The 21,057-nt window shown below is 54.0% G+C and carries 26 protein-coding genes; 13 read left to right on the top strand and 13 right to left on the bottom strand.

What is annotated here, in order from left to right:
* The first annotated feature begins 9 nt into the window (after positions 1-9).
* Positions 10-1,941: a type IV secretory system conjugative DNA transfer family protein gene (locus tag AADJ11_RS18415; protein ID WP_341235892.1), complete on the top strand. Its 1,932-nt coding sequence runs from the start codon at positions 10-12 to the stop codon at positions 1,939-1,941.
* Positions 1,942-2,385: 444 nt separating this feature from the next.
* On the opposite strand, the gene AADJ11_RS18420 is transcribed toward AADJ11_RS18415, so the two are convergent.
* A complete protein-coding gene (locus AADJ11_RS18420; RefSeq protein WP_203243517.1) occupies positions 2,386-2,595 on the bottom strand; it encodes a helix-turn-helix transcriptional regulator in 210 nt (69 codons plus the stop codon).
* Positions 2,596-2,973: 378 nt separating this feature from the next.
* Entirely contained in the window at positions 2,974-3,492 is a 519-nt protein-coding gene (locus AADJ11_RS18425; RefSeq protein WP_341235893.1) for a Crp/Fnr family transcriptional regulator, read from the bottom strand.
* A 68-nt stretch (positions 3,493-3,560) separates the two neighbouring features.
* On the opposite strand from AADJ11_RS18425, the gene AADJ11_RS18430 reads away from it, so the two are divergent.
* The 12 genes from AADJ11_RS18430 to AADJ11_RS18485 all read left to right on the top strand — a co-directional run bounded on the left by AADJ11_RS18430 (position 3,561) and on the right by AADJ11_RS18485 (position 13,357).
* Positions 3,561-3,782, top strand: coding sequence for a hypothetical protein (locus AADJ11_RS18430; protein ID WP_341235894.1), 222 nt, complete (start codon positions 3,561-3,563; stop codon positions 3,780-3,782).
* Between the two features lie 54 nt (positions 3,783-3,836).
* Positions 3,837-4,148, top strand: a complete 312-nt coding sequence (locus AADJ11_RS18435) for a hypothetical protein (RefSeq protein WP_341235895.1) — start codon at positions 3,837-3,839, stop codon at positions 4,146-4,148.
* Positions 4,149-4,859: 711 nt separating this feature from the next.
* Complete coding sequence (locus AADJ11_RS18440; RefSeq protein ID WP_238937153.1) at positions 4,860-6,299, top strand: multicopper oxidase family protein; 1,440 nt, start codon at positions 4,860-4,862, stop codon at positions 6,297-6,299.
* Positions 6,300-6,336: 37 nt separating this feature from the next.
* A complete protein-coding gene (locus AADJ11_RS18445; RefSeq protein ID WP_203243514.1) occupies positions 6,337-6,792 on the top strand; it encodes a DUF411 domain-containing protein in 456 nt (151 codons plus the stop codon).
* A gap of 66 nt (positions 6,793-6,858) precedes the next feature.
* Positions 6,859-6,993, top strand: coding sequence for a hypothetical protein (locus AADJ11_RS18450; protein WP_257884454.1), 135 nt, complete (start codon positions 6,859-6,861; stop codon positions 6,991-6,993).
* Positions 6,994-7,144: 151 nt separating this feature from the next.
* On the top strand, positions 7,145-7,570 hold the full coding sequence (locus tag AADJ11_RS18455; RefSeq protein ID WP_341235896.1) for a cytochrome c: 426 nt from the start codon (positions 7,145-7,147) through the stop codon (positions 7,568-7,570).
* A 17-nt stretch (positions 7,571-7,587) separates the two neighbouring features.
* On the top strand, positions 7,588-8,163 hold the full coding sequence (locus AADJ11_RS18460) for a DsbE family thiol:disulfide interchange protein (RefSeq protein WP_341235897.1): 576 nt from the start codon (positions 7,588-7,590) through the stop codon (positions 8,161-8,163).
* Positions 8,160-8,672, top strand: coding sequence for a TlpA disulfide reductase family protein (locus AADJ11_RS18465; RefSeq protein WP_341235898.1), 513 nt, complete (start codon positions 8,160-8,162; stop codon positions 8,670-8,672). Before AADJ11_RS18460 ends, AADJ11_RS18465 begins: the two co-directional genes overlap by 4 nt.
* A 355-nt stretch (positions 8,673-9,027) precedes the next feature.
* Positions 9,028-9,516, top strand: a complete 489-nt coding sequence (locus AADJ11_RS18470; protein ID WP_341235912.1) for a hypothetical protein — start codon at positions 9,028-9,030, stop codon at positions 9,514-9,516.
* A 2-nt stretch (positions 9,517-9,518) separates the two neighbouring features.
* A complete protein-coding gene (locus AADJ11_RS18475; RefSeq protein ID WP_267160160.1) occupies positions 9,519-10,256 on the top strand; it encodes a cytochrome c biogenesis protein CcdA in 738 nt (245 codons plus the stop codon).
* A 213-nt stretch (positions 10,257-10,469) separates the two neighbouring features.
* Positions 10,470-12,791 (top strand): cation-translocating P-type ATPase, encoded by a 2,322-nt coding sequence (locus AADJ11_RS18480; protein ID WP_341235899.1) that lies wholly within the window; start codon positions 10,470-10,472, stop codon positions 12,789-12,791.
* A gap of 62 nt (positions 12,792-12,853) precedes the next feature.
* Positions 12,854-13,357: a L,D-transpeptidase family protein gene (locus AADJ11_RS18485; protein ID WP_276152845.1), complete on the top strand. Its 504-nt coding sequence runs from the start codon at positions 12,854-12,856 to the stop codon at positions 13,355-13,357.
* Positions 13,358-13,383: 26 nt separating this feature from the next.
* Here the strand turns inward: AADJ11_RS18485 and AADJ11_RS18490 are convergent, their stop codons facing one another.
* The 11 genes from AADJ11_RS18490 to AADJ11_RS18540 form a co-directional block, all read right to left on the bottom strand.
* A complete protein-coding gene (locus AADJ11_RS18490; protein WP_276153247.1) occupies positions 13,384-13,548 on the bottom strand; it encodes a hypothetical protein in 165 nt (54 codons plus the stop codon).
* Positions 13,545-15,083, bottom strand: coding sequence for an apolipoprotein N-acyltransferase (lnt, locus tag AADJ11_RS18495; RefSeq protein WP_341235900.1), 1,539 nt, complete (start codon positions 15,081-15,083; stop codon positions 13,545-13,547). The genes AADJ11_RS18490 and lnt overlap by 4 nt, the downstream gene beginning before the upstream one ends.
* A gap of 3 nt (positions 15,084-15,086) precedes the next feature.
* Positions 15,087-15,563, bottom strand: coding sequence for a signal peptidase II (lspA, locus tag AADJ11_RS18500; RefSeq protein WP_203243508.1), 477 nt, complete (start codon positions 15,561-15,563; stop codon positions 15,087-15,089).
* Between the two features lie 3 nt (positions 15,564-15,566).
* Positions 15,567-16,358: a ZIP family metal transporter gene (locus AADJ11_RS18505; protein ID WP_203243507.1), complete on the bottom strand. Its 792-nt coding sequence runs from the start codon at positions 16,356-16,358 to the stop codon at positions 15,567-15,569.
* A 2-nt stretch (positions 16,359-16,360) separates the two neighbouring features.
* Complete coding sequence (locus tag AADJ11_RS18510) at positions 16,361-16,813, bottom strand: DUF411 domain-containing protein (protein WP_341235901.1); 453 nt, start codon at positions 16,811-16,813, stop codon at positions 16,361-16,363.
* Between the two features lie 20 nt (positions 16,814-16,833).
* A complete protein-coding gene (locus tag AADJ11_RS18515) occupies positions 16,834-18,174 on the bottom strand; it encodes a M23 family metallopeptidase (RefSeq protein ID WP_276152847.1) in 1,341 nt (446 codons plus the stop codon).
* A 2-nt stretch (positions 18,175-18,176) separates the two neighbouring features.
* A complete protein-coding gene (locus tag AADJ11_RS18520; RefSeq protein WP_341235902.1) occupies positions 18,177-18,800 on the bottom strand; it encodes an SCO family protein in 624 nt (207 codons plus the stop codon).
* 7 nt (positions 18,801-18,807) lie between these two features.
* Positions 18,808-19,239, bottom strand: a complete 432-nt coding sequence (locus AADJ11_RS18525) for a copper chaperone PCu(A)C (RefSeq protein ID WP_276152849.1) — start codon at positions 19,237-19,239, stop codon at positions 18,808-18,810.
* Positions 19,240-19,310: 71 nt separating this feature from the next.
* Positions 19,311-19,973 (bottom strand): thioredoxin domain-containing protein, encoded by a 663-nt coding sequence (locus tag AADJ11_RS18530; protein ID WP_341235903.1) that lies wholly within the window; start codon positions 19,971-19,973, stop codon positions 19,311-19,313.
* The gene (locus AADJ11_RS18535; protein WP_341235904.1) at positions 19,970-20,413 is read right to left on the bottom strand and encodes a disulfide bond formation protein B; all 444 of its coding nucleotides are present in this window, start codon (positions 20,411-20,413) and stop codon (positions 19,970-19,972) included. Before AADJ11_RS18535 ends, AADJ11_RS18530 begins: the two co-directional genes overlap by 4 nt.
* A complete protein-coding gene (locus tag AADJ11_RS18540) occupies positions 20,410-21,018 on the bottom strand; it encodes an SCO family protein (RefSeq protein ID WP_341235905.1) in 609 nt (202 codons plus the stop codon). The genes AADJ11_RS18535 and AADJ11_RS18540 overlap by 4 nt, the downstream gene beginning before the upstream one ends.
* Between the last annotated feature and the right edge of the window lie 39 nt (positions 21,019-21,057).

The raw sequence follows: 21,057 nt of genomic DNA on the forward strand, positions 1-21,057 counted from the left end.
GGTAGCGCAATGATACAGGGCATGGAGACGAGGTGGCGCTACGTCTTCGCCACCCTTGGCGGGGTTGTGGCGGGTGGGTACATCGGGTCGATGGTCGCGACTATATATATAGTGTTGGCCAAACGCGGGGATCTTAACTCGATAGATCCCATGGAGCCGTGGTTCCTTCGGTATCCATTGTCATTGCTGCAAACGACGCCAGATCTGCTCAATGGAGCATTGATTATCACCGCTGCAATCACAGCGGCGCTCACGATTGTTGGTGTTGCGGGGGTCTATCGGGGCAGCCTTACGAAATATGATGACGCCCATTTCCAAAGCAAGAGCGAGATGCGTAAAAACAAGATGATCGCTGACATTACAGGCAACGGTTTCATTTACGGCAAGCTCGGGAGCCCAAATTCAGACAAACCGTATGTCTCTGCCGATCCGGACCGGTTCCCCCATGCGATCATGATTGCGCCGACCGGGCGGGGCAAGGGCGTGGGGTTTGTGAAGCCGAACATGCTGCACCACGGTGGCTCGGCGGTGGTGCTTGATGTCAAAGGCGACATCTTCAAGGATACCTCCGTGCATCGCTCAAAGGGTCTAGGCAACAAGGTTTGGTATTTCTCGCCGTTTGACTATGTTGACCAACCTTCACCTGATGGGAAGCGATCAACGGGCCGTGTGACGCGGACCCATCGATTCAATCCATTGGCCCGAATTGCTCAGATGACGTCCACCGACGAGCAATACACGGCACTTAATACACTTGCGGATTTGTTCCTCGTCGTCGAAGGCGATTCCGCCAAGAGCTTCTATCAGGCAGGCAAACGATTGTTTGTGGCATGCTGCCTCTTTGCAATCGAACAGGACAAGCCGGCACTTGGATACGCTTCGGAAGTAATGGGGGGAGGGGGGTCGCGGGCGGATAACTACCGCCAGCATGCAGAGCTTACCAACATTCCCATCGTAGCACGGACCCTGATTGAGATGGCGGACGAGACCCAAAAGATCCTCGACAGCTATATCTCGGTGATCAATGGCGCGGGCTTCGAGTTGTGGAACGATCCATCTGTGGTGAGGGCCACGTCGGAAAGTGACTTTGATTTTGCAACATTCAGGTCTGACCAGCAGACGTTATATGTTGTGGTGCAGCCGGAGCACTTGACCACACTTGCACCCTTGATCCGGTTGCTTTTTGCTGATGCGATCGCATCTCTGCAACGCCGGGAACCAGATAAAGACGAGCCCCATACGGTTATGTTCTTGATGGATGAGTTTGATCAGCTTGGAAAACAGCCATTGGTTCTGAACAGTATTAAAACAATCCGTTCCTATGGCGGGCGCTACTTTATTGTATCGCAAACAGTGCCTGGGCTGGACCTGATCTATGGAGAGGCAGGTCGGCGCTCTTTGCTCGGCGGTGCCGGGATACAGATATTCATGACGCCGCAGGATGACAGAACCGCGGAGGTCATATCTACCTCTTTGGGGAAACATACCATCGTATCTAAGAGCGAAAGCCAGCGGCGGATCAAAGATCTGGACGACAGTGCGAATGTCAGCCGGAAATCGGAAGAACGACCGTTGATCTCATCGAGTGAAATTCTGCGGTTTCCGTTGGATGATGTGTTGATCCTGCCCGAAGGCCAGTATCCAATTAAAGCCAAACACATTCGGTACTATGAGGATCGCCATTTTGGTCCGATTGATAAGGCACGCCAAGCTCATCCATTGCCGTTTCCGAAACTTGACCACGAACGCAAGAAGGTGGTGCCGAAGTTGAGCACAGTTGCGACAAATACTGGGACAACACCCGAGAATACCGGTGACACCGAGAAAGGTGAATTCATCGAAGAGGTTCAGGTTAATTTCGCCAAGATGTCCGCACGCGCCACAAGAGCCAGTGGCCCTAGAAAGCCGCCGACGGCTGCTAAAAGTGCCGGCAACCTATAGATTTTAACCGCCAGGATATGCGTTCACTCAAACACATTAGCTGGCGAGCTCTCATTATATCAAAGCGCTAGGTTTCCTTGGCTATGATGCTGGTATGACTAATATCAGCATCAAAAAACACATCGGTTGTTTCTCCATCGTTCCAGGAATAACGCCATCCAACCACACGGGGTAACAGTTTGGATTCGTCAGATAGAAGGTAGGTTGGCACTGCGGACAGCTTGAGAGGTTTCGTTTGCATGGTTTCCCTATCTTGATCTCTGGTATTGAAAGAGCGTGGTCATTCCGGTGTTGCTTGTTCTTTCACCGACATCTTGGTGGACCGGAGAAGGTGACCAGATGAGATGGCGGAAAGACGCGTTTTTGGAAAGTTAAATGCCTTCGGCTGATCTGTTGATCCTTGGTGACCGATAGCCCTGGTTCGGGGCGCAATAAACACCAGAGTCAGCGCTTTTCTAACAATTGCGCAGGATCGACTTCCAGGGCACCTGCAATTTTATCAACTAAATCCAGCGTTGCGGAAAACTTGGAATTCTCGACGCGGCCCATATACCCCCGACTTATCCCTGCACGCAGCGCCAATTCTTCCTGACTGATGCCTAACGCACGCCGCCGGTCTAGAATATTATGAGCAAGGCGGTCGCGTGATTTCATATGACGCAATGCGCCATAGGGCCACGTATTTCACCACGCGATATATATCACATTCGAAACCAGGAGCGTCAATTTTGAAACTCTAGCTATGCTTGCAAATATAGGTGGAAAAAATGTTGTGACGTAACTATGGACCTGTTCGCCAATGCCGTATCAAGCCGATTGCGATAGTGCAGGAGGTCTTCGAGAAGGAGCATTCCAACCGCTGCTCTGTGGCGAGGCGCGCAAATTGGCCAGCGGGAAACTGGGTGTGATCTGTGTCAACAAAAGAGCGGAAAGCTAAAGGTTAGGAACGATGATCAAAGAACCAAATGAGAAAACAAATCCTAACTACAAGAACTATTTAGATGATTTCCATTGGATGAGCGATCTCCGACCTTACTGACGCCTCCGGGCAAGCTCTCTATAAAGGGCGGGCTGGGACACCCCTATGCCATCAGCAACACGCACCCATCCCCCTTTCGCTGGTTTACCGAATAGGTCCAACCAGGCGTCCAATCGGTCTGAGACGCGCCGGAGTCTGAGTATTTCAATGCGGGCGCGTTGGGCCTGAACCTCACGGGCGCTGGTTTCGATCAGACCGAGAGCCGCTTTGGGTGATTTTTGGAGTTCCGCCAGAAAGGCAGCCTTGGGCAGGTAGGCAACAATTGCGGGTTGGCGGACGATTGCATCGCAATGGTAAGCGTCCGCAAATAGCGAAGCTTCCGCAAGCGCCATGCCTTCCGAAGCGATATGTAATGTTAATGCCGACCCATCTGTCATGGGGCGTTCCAACGCAATTTGGCCGGACCGCACAAGATACATAAATTCCACAGGATCCTCGCGACGGAACAAAGTTGCACCCGCTTTGAGACTGCGCCCCAATCCCCCATCAAAGATTTTTTGCCATCCTAACATGATAGATATCATACAGGGTTCAGGTGAAAAGGCGTAGCCCCAAACGAAAATTATTGATGGAGACGGCCATGAAACCTGCACTTACCATAGCTCTTGCAATCCTGTTGGGAGGCGCAACTTACATCTCTGCTCAGACAGCAAAAAATGATCATTCGCAAACGATGGATCATGGCACACATATGAACGATGACAGCTCTGCTATTTCCCTTCTTACAGAACCGGGTCAAGGCGCGTTTGCGGCCTTGTCGGAGATCATCATGGTGCTTGAAGCTGATCCGGAAACGGATTAGTCGCAAGTCAATCTGGGTGCCTTGCGCGACCACCTTGTGGATATGGATCGCCTTGTGACCCATACAACAGTCAAAGAGCTGGAGTTGACCAACGGCGTTCGTGTATTAGCAAGCGGTGATGCTGATACGATCGCAACTCTTCGCCGCATGGTGCCAGCCCACGCCGCCGAACTTGCTAAGGATGGTCGCTGGAATGTCGAAGTCAACGAAAGTCCTGAAGGTCTGGAGCTGACAGTAACCAGTGCTGATAGTGCGGTCATTGCGCGGATCAGAGGTCTTGGGTTCTTTGGGCTGATGGCAAGTCAGGATCACCACAAAGAACATCATATGATGATGGTGCGTGGTGAAAACGCCCACCGAAACTGAAACGCAAACACTGCTTTTCTGGTGCCGCAATCTCACGACAAGCATGTCGTTTACGGATAACCTTTTAAAAATGCAACTTTCTGGTAGTCGCGCCCGCACTACATAGCAAGAGGGCTGCTGGTTCAGCGTCAAACGTAACAAAACAGTGGAATGGATGAAGCGAGGTCAATTTGAGTCTTGATGCCTTTGATCTTTCGACGTTCATTTCACATAGTCACGCTCAAGTTACCAAAATGCACTTGACCTCCACCAACTGGAAGGCTGCATAAGTGCTTTCATGAGATCAATACTGCACCTTTTCCTGATTCTTGTCCTGACTATTGGCGTCGTATTTGCGCCTGAATATGGTTCGGCGAAAGAACCCAGCATGGCAATGCAGATGGACGGTCAGGATCAGACTTGTGCGGGATGCCCGTCAACTGATGGTGCGGGCATTATCTGTGACAGTGGATGTACTGTGCCCTGCGGCCTGGGCGGTTCATCTGCAATGATTGCGCCGCAGAAATCTTCAACACAATTTCCTAAGCCATTCGGTCTCATGCGGTCGAGCATTGATCTGTTGCTCCCAATAGGGACAGCACCGGCACTCGATCCTTTCCCCCCGAAACTTCCTATCTAATACATTCTCGGCCTTGCAATCTGCAGGGAGACTGAGCGGTGCATCGCCCCTGTGTGGCTGAGCGCAGCCCAATTTAGATCAGGAAAGTCTCGATGAGCAAACAAGTTCCAATGACACGAAGAGGCGTGCTTTGCACCGGTGCGGCGTTCGCTTCAATATCGCTTATGTTGCCGATGCGGGCAGCGGTGGCGCAGCAATCCGACGAGCCGCTTCGTTTGCGCGCCGCACCCTCGAAGGCCGGACTCCGCCCTGCACCATACGGCTTGACTGACGTCTGGAGTTATAACGGTGCCGTTCCCGGCTCGGAAATCAGGGTCCGTCAAGGCGACCGGATACGCGTTCTGGCTGAAAACCGTCTGCAGGAGGGGACGACCATTCATTGGCATGGCATTCGTACGCCAAATGCGATGGATGGGGTGGCGTTTCTTACACAAGACCCGATCCCGGTTAATGGTGATTTCCAATATGAGTTCGACGCTCTGGATGCGGGAACATTCTGGTACCACCCGCATCAACGCAGTTTCGAACAGTTGGGTCGCGGCCTTTATGGTCCGCTGATTGTCGAAGAGGCTGAACCGATCCGCGTGGACCGTGATGTGACCTGGATGCTGGATGACTGGCGGATGACAAACGACGGTCAGCTCTCGAATGATTTCGGCAATCAAGGCGATGCTATGCATGGCGGTCGGATCGGAAACACTGTCACGATAAATGGCCAAATACCTGATCGCATGGCGGTTCAGGCTGGTGAACGTATTCGCCTGCGCCTGATCAATGCGGCAAATGCCCGGATATTCGGGTTGGATTTTGGCGATCTTGATCCTGTGGTAATCGCGATGGACGGCCAGCCCGTTGTGCCGCACGCACCAGATGACGGGATTATCGTCATTGGACCCGCTATGCGCGTTGATGTTGTGATCGATTTTACTGGAAAGCCCGGCGATCTTCTGAGCGTGAATGACGTCTATTACAAAGACCTCGAATTCCGGCTGGTTGATTTTGCCTATGGCTCTGATGCTTTGCGGCAAACGGTGCCGGACTGGTCAATGGTCCTTGCGCCTAACCCGTTGGCTGATCCCGACATCAAAAACGCGACCCGACATCAGATTGTCTTCAATGGCGGAATGATGGGGCAGATGATGATGGGTGGCGGCATGGGGTCGATGATGGTTCAAATGCGCCAAGGCAATATCTGGTTCATCAATGGCAAGGCCGCGAATGGACCCATTATGGACCCGCTGCTGACGCTGCCGCTGGGGACGTCGCACATCTTCGAGATGGAAAACCGGACCGCTTGGCCGCACCCGATCCATCTTCACGGCCATACTTTCCGCGTGATTGCTCGAAACGGGCAGCCAACACGGCACCTTGAGTGGCAGGATACCGTTATGATGGCACCACGCGAAAAGGTCGACATCGCCTTTGTGGCCGACAACCCCGGAGACTGGATGTTTCACTGCCACATCATGGAGCATCAGGCCGCAGGTATGATGGGGGTTATCCGCGTCGAATTGGATGCGACAAAATCTTAAAAATACGCAGAATTAACGGAAGAAAAGGAAGAAGATTATGAAAAAACTGTTCGGATCTACCAGTCTGGCTGCTGCAGGAAGTGTTGCCCTATTGGCAATGAGCCTGAATGCGGCACCCTTGGCTGCTGAAACGGTCACGCTCTACAAAAACCCACAGTGCGGTTGTTGCGAAAGCTATGCTGATTACCTGCGTGAAAATGGCTTTGAGGTAGACGTCAAACCAACCCATGATCTTGTGCAGATCAGCAGTGATGCCGGTATTCCGGAAGACTTTCAGGGATGCCATACGTCCTTTATCGGGGATTATGTGATCAGTGGTCATGTGCCCATTGATGTGGTCAACAAGGTCATGTCTGAAAAACCCGACATCGTCGGCGTCACGCTTCCCGGGATGCCGATGGGATCACCCGGTATGGGCGGCGCAAAGCAAGAGCCATTCAAAGTTTACGCCATTGAAGAAGGCGTGGTCCCGACGGTTTATGCGGTCGAATAGGCAAACCAATTGTCCGGCGCGAAACCGTGCCGGATACAATTTTTAGAAACGCGAAGGATGAAGAGTATGATGATGGATGGTGGAACGATGGGCGGCGGCATGATGATCGGTATGGGTCTCGTGTGGTTGCTATTCATAGTGGTGCTCGTGCTCGCGGCAATCGCATTGGTAAAATATATCCGCTCTGATGACAGTAAATAAAATGCTGCACGATGCGTAGTAGCGGCGCTGCCAGTGGCGACAGCTTGCTGTCGATGGGGTTGATCTGGGCATTTTGTATCTTGCTGATACTGATCGGGCTCGCCGCGATTGCGCTATTCTGCATCTGGCTCCGAAAAAGGTGGGTGAAAAAATGATAAAGTGGCTTGGTTTATGGGTTCTCACATTGGCGGCGGCTGGCACGGCGGAAGCGCAAGATAGTGAACTTTTAGAGGGTGAGACACTCTATCAGGAAAACTGCGCAAGTTGTCATGGCGCAAATCTGGAGGGCCAGCCCGACTGGCGCTTGCGGTTGCCAAACGGAAGGCTGCCAGCTCCACCCCACGATGCTTCGGGACATACCTGGCATCATGCCGACCGCGTGTTGACAGACATCATCACACGGGGAACGGCGGCGATTGTAGGGAACGGGTACGAAAGCGACATGCCAGGATTTGCAGACACACTTTCGAGCGAAGATATCGAAGCGATCCTCGATTACATCAAGAGCACATGGCCCGATCGTGAAAGGGCGGCGCAAGAAGATATAACGCGTGCCGACATCGAGGCGCAGCAATGAGGGGGGCGGACAAATCAATGCAGCAAACACGGCCATGGTATCGCGTCTCAGGCCTTGTGGTGGCGCCTGCTGTTGCTTTTGTACTGATGGCGTTTTTCGCCTGGGGGCTGTTCAACCGCGACGAGGCGCTGCCCTCGGCGATGCTTGATAAGTCTGTGCCAGAATTCTCGCTCCCCCCCGTCCTTGGCAGGGACGACGGATTATCGACACAAGACCTGGCCGGGCATGTTTCAATGGTGAACGTGTTTGCATCCTGGTGTGTTCCATGTCGCGCGGAACATCCGCTGTTCATCGAGCTTGCCGAAATTGGCGAGGTACCGCTTTATGGTATTAACTATAAGGACCCGCCCGAACAGGCACGGGCATGGTTGGATGAACTGGGTGACCCCTATACCCGCATCGGCGCGGACAGAGATGGCCGCGTCGGCATCGAATGGGGTGTCTACGGTGTCCCGGAAACATACGTCATCGCCGCTGATGGAACCATCGCCTATCGCCATGTCGGGCCTATCACACGCAAAGTTTTGAAAGAAACAATCATGCCGATCGTTCGCGAACTGAAATCTTCAGCCCCTGAGAAGGTAGCACAATGACTTTGCTGAAACTGACAGTCGTTCTTTTCCTCGTTTGGGTCGGCGGGGCAATTGCAGCGCCACAAGGCTTTGCGCTTCATGATGAACCGCAACCCGTAATCAACGTGCGCTTCTTGCTTGAGGACGGCACACGCAAAGATATGGAATCGCTGCAAGGCAAGGTGCTTTTGGTAAACGTCTGGGCCACCTGGTGCATTCCGTGTCGCGAAGAAATGCCGACGTTAGACGCATTGCAGGCGACGCTCGGCGGCGACAATTTTGAGGTTGTTGCCCTCTCTATCGACCGCGCCGGTCCGCCGGTTGTGCGGAAGTTCTATGATGAAATCGGTGTGAAACATCTGAAAACGTATGTCGATAAGACCATGTTGTCAGCCACTGCCTTACGCACGGTCGGTTTACCAACGACAATTCTGATCAATAGACAAGGTCAGGAACTAGGGCGGCTTGTCGGACCGGCAGAATGGGATGATCCTGAGATGATAGCGTTCCTGAGGGGGTTTATCGAATGAGTACTATGGGAATTTCATCACGGCACCTTGACCCTACAGCAACTGGAATGATCGAACGCCCAACATCAAAAGGCAGCAACCAGATGGTTCAAATTTCACAGCATGACACTGGCAGCGAGGATGCGTCAGTCATTGGCCGTCGGCCGCAATGGATGACGCGCAGGCGCTTACTGCTTGTTAGTGTAATCATTATGATCGGGAGCGGATTGGCCCTGAATTGGGGATGGCTGACCGCAACAGGGCTTGCGCCGATCCTTGTATCGCTTGCACCCTGTGGCGTGATGTGCGGACTGGGGCTTTGTATGAAGGGCGGGACTGGCACAAGTTGGTCGAGCCGGCTGAGTGGTATTTTTCGATGAGCCTTGCGTCCACCCGGTCAATTGGCAGGCACGGGGCACAGATTTCACTGCGTGCCCTGCGCCGCTATTTTTCAGTGATCATCCCCGCAAACCTGATCTGGGAATTCGCGCACATGCCGCTCTATACGATCTGGAATGAGGGCAGCTGGGGCGAGATTGTTTTCGCGGCGCTTCATTGTACAGGGGGAGACATTCTAATCGCGATGAGTGCGCTCATGCTGGCGTTGATGCTGGCCGGTCAAGGCTGGCCCTTCGCCCGACAGACACGCCAGCAGGTGACTGTTCTCACTGTTGCATTCGGCCTAGCTTACACGCTGTTCAGTGAATGGCTGAATATTGTGATCCGGGCGGCTTGGGCCTATTCGGATCTCATGCCAATTATTCCTATTCTCGATGCGGGACTGTCGCCTGTCTTGCAATGGATCTTTATCCCGATAGCCACCTTTTGGTGGGCTTCGCGTCCTTTCAATGCAGATGAGTTATAGCGATGGATATTTCTGGTATTGGTATCCTTGCGGCCTTTTTGGCGGGGGCCATATCGTTTCTGTCACCCTGCGTTCTTCCCTTGGTGCCTGGCTATGTCTCTTTCATCGCCGGTCAGCCCGGTCTGCGCACGACCCGTCAGGTTGGGATGCGGGCACGGGCCGGAGCTTTGGGGTTAAGCGCCTGTTTCGTTCTGGGGTTCTCGACGGTCTTTATCGCCCTTGGGGCCGGTGCCAGCGCGCTCGGATCGCTTTTGCTGACATGGCGGGCTGAACTCAATTATCTTGGTGGTGGGATCATCATACTGTTTGGTTTGGTTATGCTGGGCGTGTTCCGCATTCCGGCATTGTCGCGTGATACCAGGTTGAACCTCAACATTCCGGGGGGACGTCCATTCGGGGCTTACGTGCTGGGTCTTGCATTCGCCTTTGGTTGGACACCCTGCATTGGTCCCATACTCGGAGCGATCCTGACGCTGAGTTCGACCTCAGGCGGGATGTCTGACGGTATCTCGTTGCTCGCAATTTACTCGGCAGGGCTTGGCATCCCGTTTTTGCTTGCCGCGCTTTTTACCGATGCTATTGCAGCGCGCATCCGGGGGATCAGCAAGGCCGGACGCTGGCTTTACATGGGAGCGGGGATTGCCATGGTCGTTATGGGAGTTGCGGTCATCACTGGGCAGCTTTCACGGTTTGCGTATTGGCTGCTTGGCACCTTTCCCATTCTTTCGACGATCGGATAGATCTGAGTGAGCGGTGCCGATCCTGAGTTTTTAGGGATTATCTGCTGGGAAGCGCGTTCACCCATGGAACTTGCGCCAAAATTCTTGCAACAGGGGTCTTTTCGAAGATCAGGCGCGGTCGCGTTCACCTTTCAAGATATACAAACTTTTGACTTGCACCTCTAGTTACTGAAGCTCCTACACCGGAAAGGAAAAGTGTTAAAGGACGCCAAGATGCCACATGATGCCGCTCACGATCACGAAGAAGATACTTGCTGCGGCGCATCCGCGGATACATTGGCGCAGCCAGCGCCGCCGCCAAATTCAGGCCGCAGTTTTCGCGTAAATGGGCTCGACTGCGCGGACGAAGTTGCGATCCTGAGCAAGGTTGTCGGGCCGGAGGTTGGAGGGAGTGAGCATCTGGCTTTCGACGTGATCAATGGGCGTATGACCATCCTCGAAGGCGCCAAGCCGCTTAGCGATGACAAAATTATCAAGATCGTTGGCTCGACCGGAATGAGCGCGAAAATGTGGAACGCCGAAAGCGCCGAAGCGGATCAGGCGGAGCATTTCGCCCGCCAGCGTCTGTTCACAGGTCTGAGCGGCGGTTTGTGGGCGGCGGGATTCCTCTACCATATCGTCGAGACCGGGGCAGGGGGTGCGTTACGGCTGTTTTCTGGTCATGGCGAAACCTCAATGCCTCTGATCGAGATGGGTCTGTTTTTGCTGGCAGTCGTGTTCGGTGCCTGGCTGGTCGCGCCCAAAGCCTGGTCGGCTGCGCGCCGGTTGTCGCCGGACATGAACCTATTGATGATCGTCGCTGTGGCCGGTGCGATCGGACTGGGTGAATTCTTTGAAGCTGCGACGGTCGCCTTCTTCTTTGCGCTATCTCTCACGCTAGAGTCTTGGAGTGTCGGGCGGGCCCGCAATGCGGTTTCGGCCTTGCTTGATCTGGCACCACCGACGGCGCGGGTCATTCGTGCAGATGGGTCTGAGGCCGATGTTCTTGCAGCAGAGGTTGCCATTGGAGATCGCTTTGTTGTGCGGGGCGGGGATCGAATTCCGCTTGATGGCGAAGTGACCGAGGGTCGCGGTGATGTCGATCAGGCCCCGATCACTGGTGAAAGCGCGCTGGTCGCCAAAGAAACCGGCGATGAGGTTTATGCCGGTACGATCAACGGTGACGGAACAATGATGGTTAGGGCGACGAAAGCCGCAGGCGATACCGTTCTGTCGAAGATTATCCGCATGGTAGGAGATGCGCATTCGCGCCGAGCCGAGGTCGAACAATGGGTCACGAAGTTTGCGCGCATCTACACGCCTATCGTCATGGTGCTGGCGGTTCTAATCGCCGTTGTCCCGCCGCTTCTCTTTGCAGGGGCGTGGAACTATTGGTTCTATAACGCGCTTGTGCTGCTTGTGATCGCTTGCCCTTGTGCGCTTGTGATCTCCACGCCTGTTTCCATCGTTGCATCTCTCGCGGCGTCGGCACGCAACGGCGTGCTGATCAAGGGCGGCGCCTATGTCGAAGCCCCCTCACGCCTGACCGCACTGGCGATGGACAAGACCGGAACGATCACCATGGGTGAACCGGAAGTCGCGGGTCTGCATCCCTTGGGTGGCACTGCCGAGCGTGACCTCTTGAGTGCCGCTGTTGCGCTGGAAGCCCGCTCATCCCACCCGCTGGCACGCGCTATCCTTGCGCGCGGTGAACGCGACGGATTGAAGCAATCGGTGGCTACGGACACGAAAACTGTGCCGGGTCGCGGCGTAGAGGGATCATGGGAAGGGCAATCTGTGTGGCTTGGTTCCGACCGCTTTGCCACCGAAAAAGGACTGGGTGATACCATTCCCCGTGACCTATTGGAACGGATTGAGGGAGCTGGAAGTACGCTTGTTGCCGTCGGGTCCGGGGATCGTTTGCTGGGTCTAATCGAATTGCGCGACCGCATCCGACCGGATGCAAAGGGAGTGGTGGCACGCCTCCATGCCCAAGGGGTGAAAAAGATCATCATGTTAACGGGTGACAACGAGCGCACAGCGCGCGCCGTCGCGGCAGAGGTCGGCATTGACGAAGTTCGCGCAGAGCTGCTGCCCGAGGACAAAGTGACGGCGATTGAGGAGTTGGTTGCCAACTACGATGTCGTGGCGATGATCGGCGACGGTGTGAACGATGCACCGGCCATGGCGCGGGCACACTTCGCAATTGCAATGGGTGCAGTCGGGTCTGACGCAGCGATTGAGACAGCCGATATCGCGCTGATGACGGACGATATTGGCAAGGTACCGTGGCTCGTCGGTCATTCACGTCGAACAATGAATATCATTCATCAGAATATTGGCATCGCACTGACGACCAAGGCGCTGTTCGTCGGCTTAACAGCTTTCGGGATGGCAACGATGTGGGGTGCTATCGCTGCGGATGTCGGCGTTTCCCTGCTGGTCGTAGCCAACGCGCTGAGGCTGCTTCGGGCCAAGAAGGATCGGTCCGACCCATCAGGGGGCGAGAAAATTGGAGAAACGATGGCACAGGGTGCCTTGGTGCATGGGCATTGATTTCAAAAACCCCTTTGTGCAAATATTAACTGAGCCAATAAGAAAAAGAGGTCGAGCAAAAAATGATACGTACAACACGCCGTTTCGCCGTTCTGGGTGGGTTGGCTCTTACTTTGGCTGGCTGCGCGAACAAGTTTCGTACTTATAACGGTCCAGAGGTCACGCGCTTGCAGATGTTCAAGGGCGATCGAACCCTCTTCCTTTACAACAGTTCAAAGGTCCTGAAGACGTATAAATTTGACCTCGGCTTTGCACCCGCGGGTCCCAAGCAGTTTGAAGGTGACGGAAAAACACCGGAAGGCTCTTATACTGTCGACAAGCGCAATCCAAACAGCATGTTCCATCTGTCTGTCGGGATATCCTATCCGAATGAAGCGGATATTGCTTATGCAGCCGCACAGGGCCGCAGTCCTGGTGGAGATATCTTTATACATGGCGGGCCGCGAGCGGGTATTGACCCGATCAAACCCGACTGGACAGCAGGGTGCATTGCAGTGTCAGATCGCGAGATAGAAGACATCTACGCAATGGTTCGTGACGGGACGCCAATTGACATCTTCGCCTAGGTTTTCGTAGAGATCGCCAATTTTGTTCAAATGAACCTTAAGAGAATGATTGAGACAACCATTGCGAAAAGGCCAAATACGAGTGCGGAACTCACTGCGTATTGAGCAATGTCTTTCTTGTTACCACCGCGCTTCTTCGCAAGATACGCACCCCATATGGCTCCTGCCAAAGCTGCTAAGATCGTCATCATGATACGCTGTCCTTTCTAAAATTTAGTATTGCCGCCATCGTCAGGTTCACTGCAAAGACCAACCAGAACATCACCTGTCCATAACTCGAGAATGGTGTTGGTGAGAGCGCCGCAGGCAGAGCGCCGTCCAGTATATTGGTCTCGCCCAAATCGAGATGTGAGATCAGGCGACCATTACCATCTATGATGGCTGATATGCCGGTATTGGCTGCGCGGACAAAGGGAAGCCCCTCTTCGACGGCGCGCATTCTTGAAGATGCCAGATGCTGGCTTGGGCCAATTGATGCGCCGAACCAAGCGTCGTTTGTAGCGTTAAAAATCCATTCAGGCCGATCTTTCGAATTTATGATTTTTCCGGGGAAGATTGCTTCATAACAGATTGATAGACCGACGCCGGGCAGTTGCGGCATGCGAAACGTCTCCGGCCCGGACCCTGGTGCGAAGTCACCCAATCCAGCAGTTAACCGCCTAAGCGGCAGGAGGTCTCGAAGGGGCACGTATTCGCCGAACGGGACGAGGTGATGCTTTGCGTAGCGGTTTATGATTTGAGCTGTTGAGTCGATTGCGAGAACCGCATTTTTGTATTGCTGTTCGCCGTCAACGTTTTCGCGCGTTTGCGCCCCCGTTAGCAGGACGGCATTATCAGTCAAAAGCTTCGCGATCTCTCCCAGCATCCACTGATCTTCATCGAGGTATCCAGGAAATGCACTCTCAGGCCAAAGCAGGATGTCAAACTGGCCCGGCCGTGCAGACAAATCCAGATAACGGGCGATGTTGCGCTCTCGAAACGCTGGATCCCACTTTTGCCGCTGTGGGATGTTACCCTGAACAATTCTAACATTGACCGCGGTTTGCTGATCTTCACCGGTCAGATGCGCTTCGCCATTAATCCATATACCCGCGACCAATATGACAAACATCGTGGTTGCAAGCCCGCTCTGCCAACGATCTCGCCTGAAAATCACCGTGGGCAAGGTAGAGAGCAGCACAGTGAGCAAACCTAGGCCATAACTGCCGAAAAGCGCTGCCATCTGGCGCGGGACATCGTAATCGACCCATGCGTAAGCAATCAGGTTCCAGGGAAACCCAGTAAGAACGGTGCCGCGCAGCCATTCGGATCCAGACCAGCACGCAGCAAAGACAAGGGTGCCTGACACCCCTGTCGTCTTGGTTGCGGCGAAAACCGCCATCGCCGCCGCTGGAAAGAGCGCAAGCGCCCCTGCCAGCCCGATCACGGCAGGGGCGGCCATCCAACCGAAACGTTCAGCATCAACAAAAAAGCTTTCCGCAATCCATGACAGTCCGAACAGGAAAAAGCCGAAGCCGAAAGCCCATCCGGTAAGAAACGCTCTTGTTCGACCCTTGTTGGCGGTGAGGTAAAACAGCCCACCAAAACCGATGGGCAATACAAACGGAGTTGAGAACGGCGGTAGTGCAAAAACAACACTGACTCCGAGAACGACAGCAACGATAAGCGGGACTATGTTCGTCCTAAACCTTGGACCAAGACTGGAAATGCTAATTGAGGGTCTCACTCTCTATTCAGGCGCTTTTTTTATGGCGGCATGTTCCCGACCAGCAGTGATCAGCAGAAGACCAACGCCACAAACCACAAACACGTCTGCCAAATTGAATGCAGGCCAGTGTGTCGTTCCAATATAGAAATCCAGAAAATCAGTTACGCCGCCGAAGCGGATGCGATCCAGAATATTTCCAAGAGCGCCACCAATAACCACACCATAGGCAACGGCTTCACTTATTGCAGTCGCCCGTACCAGCGAAATGGCCAGAAACAGGACAACAGCGGTCGCAACGATAGCTAACGCCCACCATGGCGTGCCCTGTAGAAGACCAAAGGTAACGCCGGTGTTACGGTGAAAAACCAAGTTGAAACTGGGCGCGACATTAACGCCAGCGGCTAACGTTTCTGCATTTACAAGCACGAATGCTTTCGACGCTTGGTCGGCAGCAAATGCAATGACGGCTGCACAAATTCCCAGAGAACGGATTGCCATGTTTCAGCCTAACCAAACGTCGAGGAACAGCATGACAACCAGACCGATTGCTAACCCGGTCGTTGCTTGTTTCTGATGTCCACTGCGGTGGGTTTCGGGGATGATCTCGTGACTGATGACGTAGAGCATAGCGCCCGCCGCGAAGGCGAGACCCCAAGGCAAAAGGGGTTGAGCAACCACGATAACTGCAGCACCAAGAAAGCCGGTGACAGGCTCAACCAAGCCAGTGAGAGCTGCGATGCTAAAGGCCCGTTTTGCAGAGTATCGCTCACCAAGCAATGCAACCGCGACCGCCAGTCCTTCTGGCGCGTTCTGCAATCCGATACCCAATGCAACTGGAAATCCCCCCGCAAACCCGTCCGCGCCGAACGCGACCCCAACGGCCAGACCCTCTGGGGCGTTGTGAATGGTGATTGCTATGATAAATAACCAAACTCGACGCAGAGATGCGGCCTCAGGACCTTCGCGCCCTGAACTGAAATGCTCATGCGGGATCACTTCATTCATAATGGCAACTGCCCCCATCCCAAGCAAGATCGCTATACAGACGATAAGTGCCGGGATCGCCCCATCCCCATATCGTAGTTCGGCTGCATCGAGCGCTGGAATGATCAACGAGAAGAACGAAGCCGCCAGCATCACCCCTGCGGCAAAGCCAAGAGAGATGTCGCGCCATTTTCGCGAGGGCGTGCTGCCAAAGAGAACCGGAACGGCACCGACGGACGTCATAAGACCAGCTGCAAGGCTTCCATAAAAGCCCAAGGCGATGGGAGATAGGGTCGTGAGCGCCTCCATGTTCAACTTGCCAGATAGGAAGAGAATATCTCGGTGCTACCGTCCTTTTTCACCAAAAAGACATCGTAGGCGTCGGAAGTTTCCCCAAAATCCATGCCGGGTGAGCCGATTGGCATACCGGGCACCGCAAGACCGATCGCATCCGGGCGTTCCTCAAGAAGACGCGTGATGTCGGCAGGTGGCACATGCCCTTCTATCGTGTAGCCCTCGACTGTTGCGGTGTGGCATGAAAACATTGCAACAGGGATACCCCGATCCATTTTTAAACGGATCAGTGCTCCCCCAATATTTTCGCCCTCCGGTAAGAAACCAGCGTCTGAAAGTCTGTCCATCCATGCCACGCAGCAGCCGCAGCCGCGCGTCTTGGCGACTTGAATGGCCGTCTGGGCAGCGGCGGCCGTTGACACGGTCGCCAGCAGCACAGCGCCAAAGATCAGTTCAATTTTGGGGAACATGCGTTATCCTACTCGATTGTTCATATTTTGTCGCTGAGCGTCGCTGTAAATAGCGCGCGTGTTTTCACAAGGAGCGCTGACGCACCCGCGGTATCAGAATTTTCGACCGAGGCTATCAGTTCCTTTCCAAGCGGGTCGATCGGACGCCCGTCTACATGCACTTCGTAGTGCAAGTTAGGAGCTGTCGCCGTACCTGTCTTGCCGACCTGACCAATCACTTCTCCGGCAAGAACGCGGTTTCCGGTTTTCAGTCCATTGGGTACGGCGCTCAAATGGGCATACCGGGTCATCGTGTTGGAGCCGTGAGATATTTCTACCACTTGGCCATAGCCGTTCTGCCACCCAATAAAGGAAACCCGGCCCGGTGCGGTCGCGCTAATTGGCGTCCCTTTGGCGGCTGCGTAATCGACACCTGTGTGCATTCGAACGTTGCCGTAAATTGGATGTTTGCGTCGGCCAAAAACCGAAGATAGCCGCGCGCCCTCTACAGGTGGTGCTATTCTTCGCAGGACCTCTCCATTCAAGTAAATAGTAGCCTTGCCGCTATCCTCGTCAGACCAAACGATTTCAAACATATCCTTCGCTAAATCAAGGGCTGCGTAGGTTAGCTTCGGTTGCCCAACTTTCGACCCGTCAGCAAGGACCGATTGTGCCCATTGGATGTTGAGTTTCTCGCCGCCTTTAAGATCTCGCCTAAAATCGATTGTATCACTTAAAGTTTCGGCCAGATCGACCGCAAAACGAGCAGGAATGCCGGCTGTATCCAAGGAAGTATAAATGGACCCGCTGACGACAAGCTGACCTGCTTGCTCGACAGACGTAAGGACGGGGGGTCTAGTGCGACCAAAGACCTTACCATCGAGTGTGACTTCGATTTGGACACCTTCATCGACTGTTAAAGCGACGAATGAGGGGGACCCGTTGGGCTGAAAATTGACGCGCAGCTCATGGCCGGGTCTTAATCTGCGCAAGTCGTATTCTGCGGCAATGGCAAGAGCTACTTCGGCCCGCAGCGGTGCGTCCATGTCTGCACGGGTTAGGATTGAATCAAGCGTATCTCCATCAGTTACCGTCGCTTCCCAAACAGGGATAGCAAGAGCTTGTGTAACTGCCATCAGCTCATCAGGCCGAGTGAAATCGGACGAATGAAGCAATGGGGCCAGAGTAACATTACTGTTAACCACCTCTGTTGCGAAGGTATTGGAAAAATCCAAAGAAAAGGGTTCTGCTGGTGGTTGCGAAAGCTCTGCAGCCCGAACCATCACTTCCGGAGCTGGCGCGTTCGGTGTCATCATGGTTCTGGCGGTCAGCGACGCCATAGCAGCTGCGCTGACAGCTGTTCCCAGCACGAAATATTTCAATCTCAAGTTTCTGCCCTCTCGTCTTGGCTTTGCATTGCCCGCCTGATCTTAGGCACGGCGAATTCGCGCGGTTCGTGATAATCGATCGTTGTAACGAAGCGACCTGTCGCGTCGAACAGGAAAACCCCTGCTGTGTGGTTCATCGTATAGTCGCCGTCTTCACGCATCACCTTTTCATAGACTGCGCGAAATCCTGCCGCAGCAGAGGCGACTTGGACATCTGAACCGGTCCAACCTTGAATCTGTGGATGAAAGTAGGAGACATATTCGGCCATCACTTCGACGGTATCTCGGTCTGGATCCACGGAAATGAGGATGGTGTTAAGGGCCTCTGCGTCCGGACCAATCTCGTCGAGCCACGCGGAAATGTCCGAAAGCGTCGTTGGACAGACGTCCGGACAATAGGTGAAGCCAAAGAAGACAAGACTTGGCTGGCCAATGAGCGTTTTCGGGCCGACAGCTTCACCGGTCTGATTGGTCAATTCAAAGTCCATTTCTGTCAGCGGTAGGGAACGTTTTCCCGGCACCGACGCCGCACCCGGCCCATCAACCTGCCACCATCCGATGAAAAGAACGGCTAATATCGCCAAGCCGCAGGCAATCAAGATTTTACCAATCTGTTTCATGTTGGCGTCAGCCTTCGGGGCCGCGTGCGCCGATACGCAGGACAGGCACTACAACTTCCATCTCCAACCCATCCGAAAAGAGTAGGGTCATCGGGAAAGTCTCGCCTTCCACGAGTGGCGACTGCAATTTCATCAACATGATATGATAGCTACCCGGTTCGAGTGCCAGCGTTCCTCCAGCTGGGATTTCGATGTCACCTGCAGGCAACATGCGGCTGATCCCATCGTCGTTCGTCTGGGTTTCATGGATGGAAGCCATCGCCGAGATATCGGCCCGCAATCCTACCAAGTAAACTGGTACATCTCCTTCGTTCCGAAGCGCCAGATACGCGCCACCGGGGCGTGAAGTTCCAATGCTGGCACGCGCCCATGGCTGTTCAACAACGATCTTGATATCGCCTGCGTTTTCTTGCGCTGCAGAAACTGTGGAAAGTCCCATCAGTAGACCGAAGGACAGGCAGCGCAAGGTATTTGTAATATGTCTCACTGTCAGGGTTATCCAATCTGATGTTAGTTGTTTGCAGTAGCTTGGACTTCTGCCTGTACAAGCGCGATCAGTTGATCTGGACCGAAGTCGGTCAATCGCTTTCCGTTGACGAAAAAGGTCGGGGTGCCCTCGATCCCGACGGCCTTAACATCGGCCCGATCCTGATTGAGGATACCGACGATACTTGGGGATTTGATCTGGGTCGCGGCGGCATTTACGTCCAAACCTGCTGTCGCCGCGATCTGGATAATCTGTTCTGCGGCTGGCGCACCATGAGATGCCCAAGCCGGTTGATTTTCCAGCAGCGCTTCAAGCACGGGCATGAAGACATCCTGTAATCTTGCTGTTTCCAAGATCTTGATTGCCAGCTCAGACCCTTCCCCGTGGAATGGCGTGTAGCGCATGACCACACGAACATCATCGGGATTATCCGCCAGTATCTGTTTCACAATCGGGTGAAACGCGCGGCACGCCTCGCAGGCTGGGTCAAAAAATTCCACAATCGTCACTGGAGCGTCTTTGCGGCCCAAAACAGGCGAGTAGGCGCGAACGAGTTGGTCTTGCTGCTCAACAGGAGCGGCTGTCGCAGTCGGGGTCACGTTAGGACGAGAGACAAACCAGGCACCGATGGCGAAAAGCGCCAGTACAGCGGTCAGGGTTACGAGAACAAGGGTTTTGCGTGTCATGAGGCAATCCGTCGAAGTTGGAGGAGCAGGGCAGATATTACCCCGAAGGTCAAAAAGGAGAGAGCGGGAATTGGCAGGCCAAGGATCAGCATTGCGTCATCCGTGCAAGATGGTCCGGAGGCGGTGCAGGGCGTAATCGGCTCGGGCAAGACCCCAGCATATAGCAGCCAATGATAGAGCGCGATAGCACCGCCTATAACGGCGAGCGGCACCGTATATCGCCAGATGGACAGATCGGAACGCCATGCCGCAATACCAAGGATGACGGCGAGTGGGAACATGAAGGCGCGCTGCAACCAACAAAGATGACACGGGGTCTGGCCCAATACCTCACCGATGAACAGAACGGAAAGTGAAGCGGCCAAGGCGAGAAACCAAGCCGCGAACAGGAACGTTACTGACCGACTGTCTGGCGTTGATGGATCGGAAGCCGCTGTCACGATCCAATCCTTTGTTGAAGGTCAGAGGCGATCTGAGAAGGATCCAAATCGTACTCGTATATTCGAACAAATTCGCCTTGCGGATCGAACAAAAGAAAAGATGAAGTATGGCCCATGGTGTATCCATCGGGTGCAGATTCATCCTCATCGCGCTGATAATAGACTTTGAAAGCTTTGGCAGTTTGTTGGGTCTGTTCCTGCGGGCCGCTTAGCCCGAGGATGCTGGGGCCAAATTGTGGGATATAGTTGGCCAGAACACTGGGCGTGTCCCGTTCCGGGTCAACTGTGATGAAAAGGGGCTGTACCGCTTCACCTTCTGCGCCCAGATCATCCATTGCCTGTGCGATTGTTGCCAGGCCCATGGGGCAGACGTCCGGACAGTTAGTGAACCCAAAAAAGACGAGCATCCATCGCCCACGGAATTCTTCGTCGGTCCGCATCATGCCATTGTGATCGGTCAATTCAAAATCAGCTAAAACAGTCTCCGCTGCAGGCAGGCGAGTGGCTGCAACCGGTAGCTGGCCACGCTCTGATATCCAAAAACCACCAACGATGGCGATCGCCACCGCAACTATGGACCAGAGAATTATCCGCACTTTTGTCATTGCCAGCTTCGCCCTTAAAACAAGTCACCTCTCGGGTGG

This window comes from uncultured Sulfitobacter sp., from assembly GCF_964021855.1.
Classification (GTDB): Bacteria; Pseudomonadota; Alphaproteobacteria; order Rhodobacterales; family Rhodobacteraceae; genus Sulfitobacter.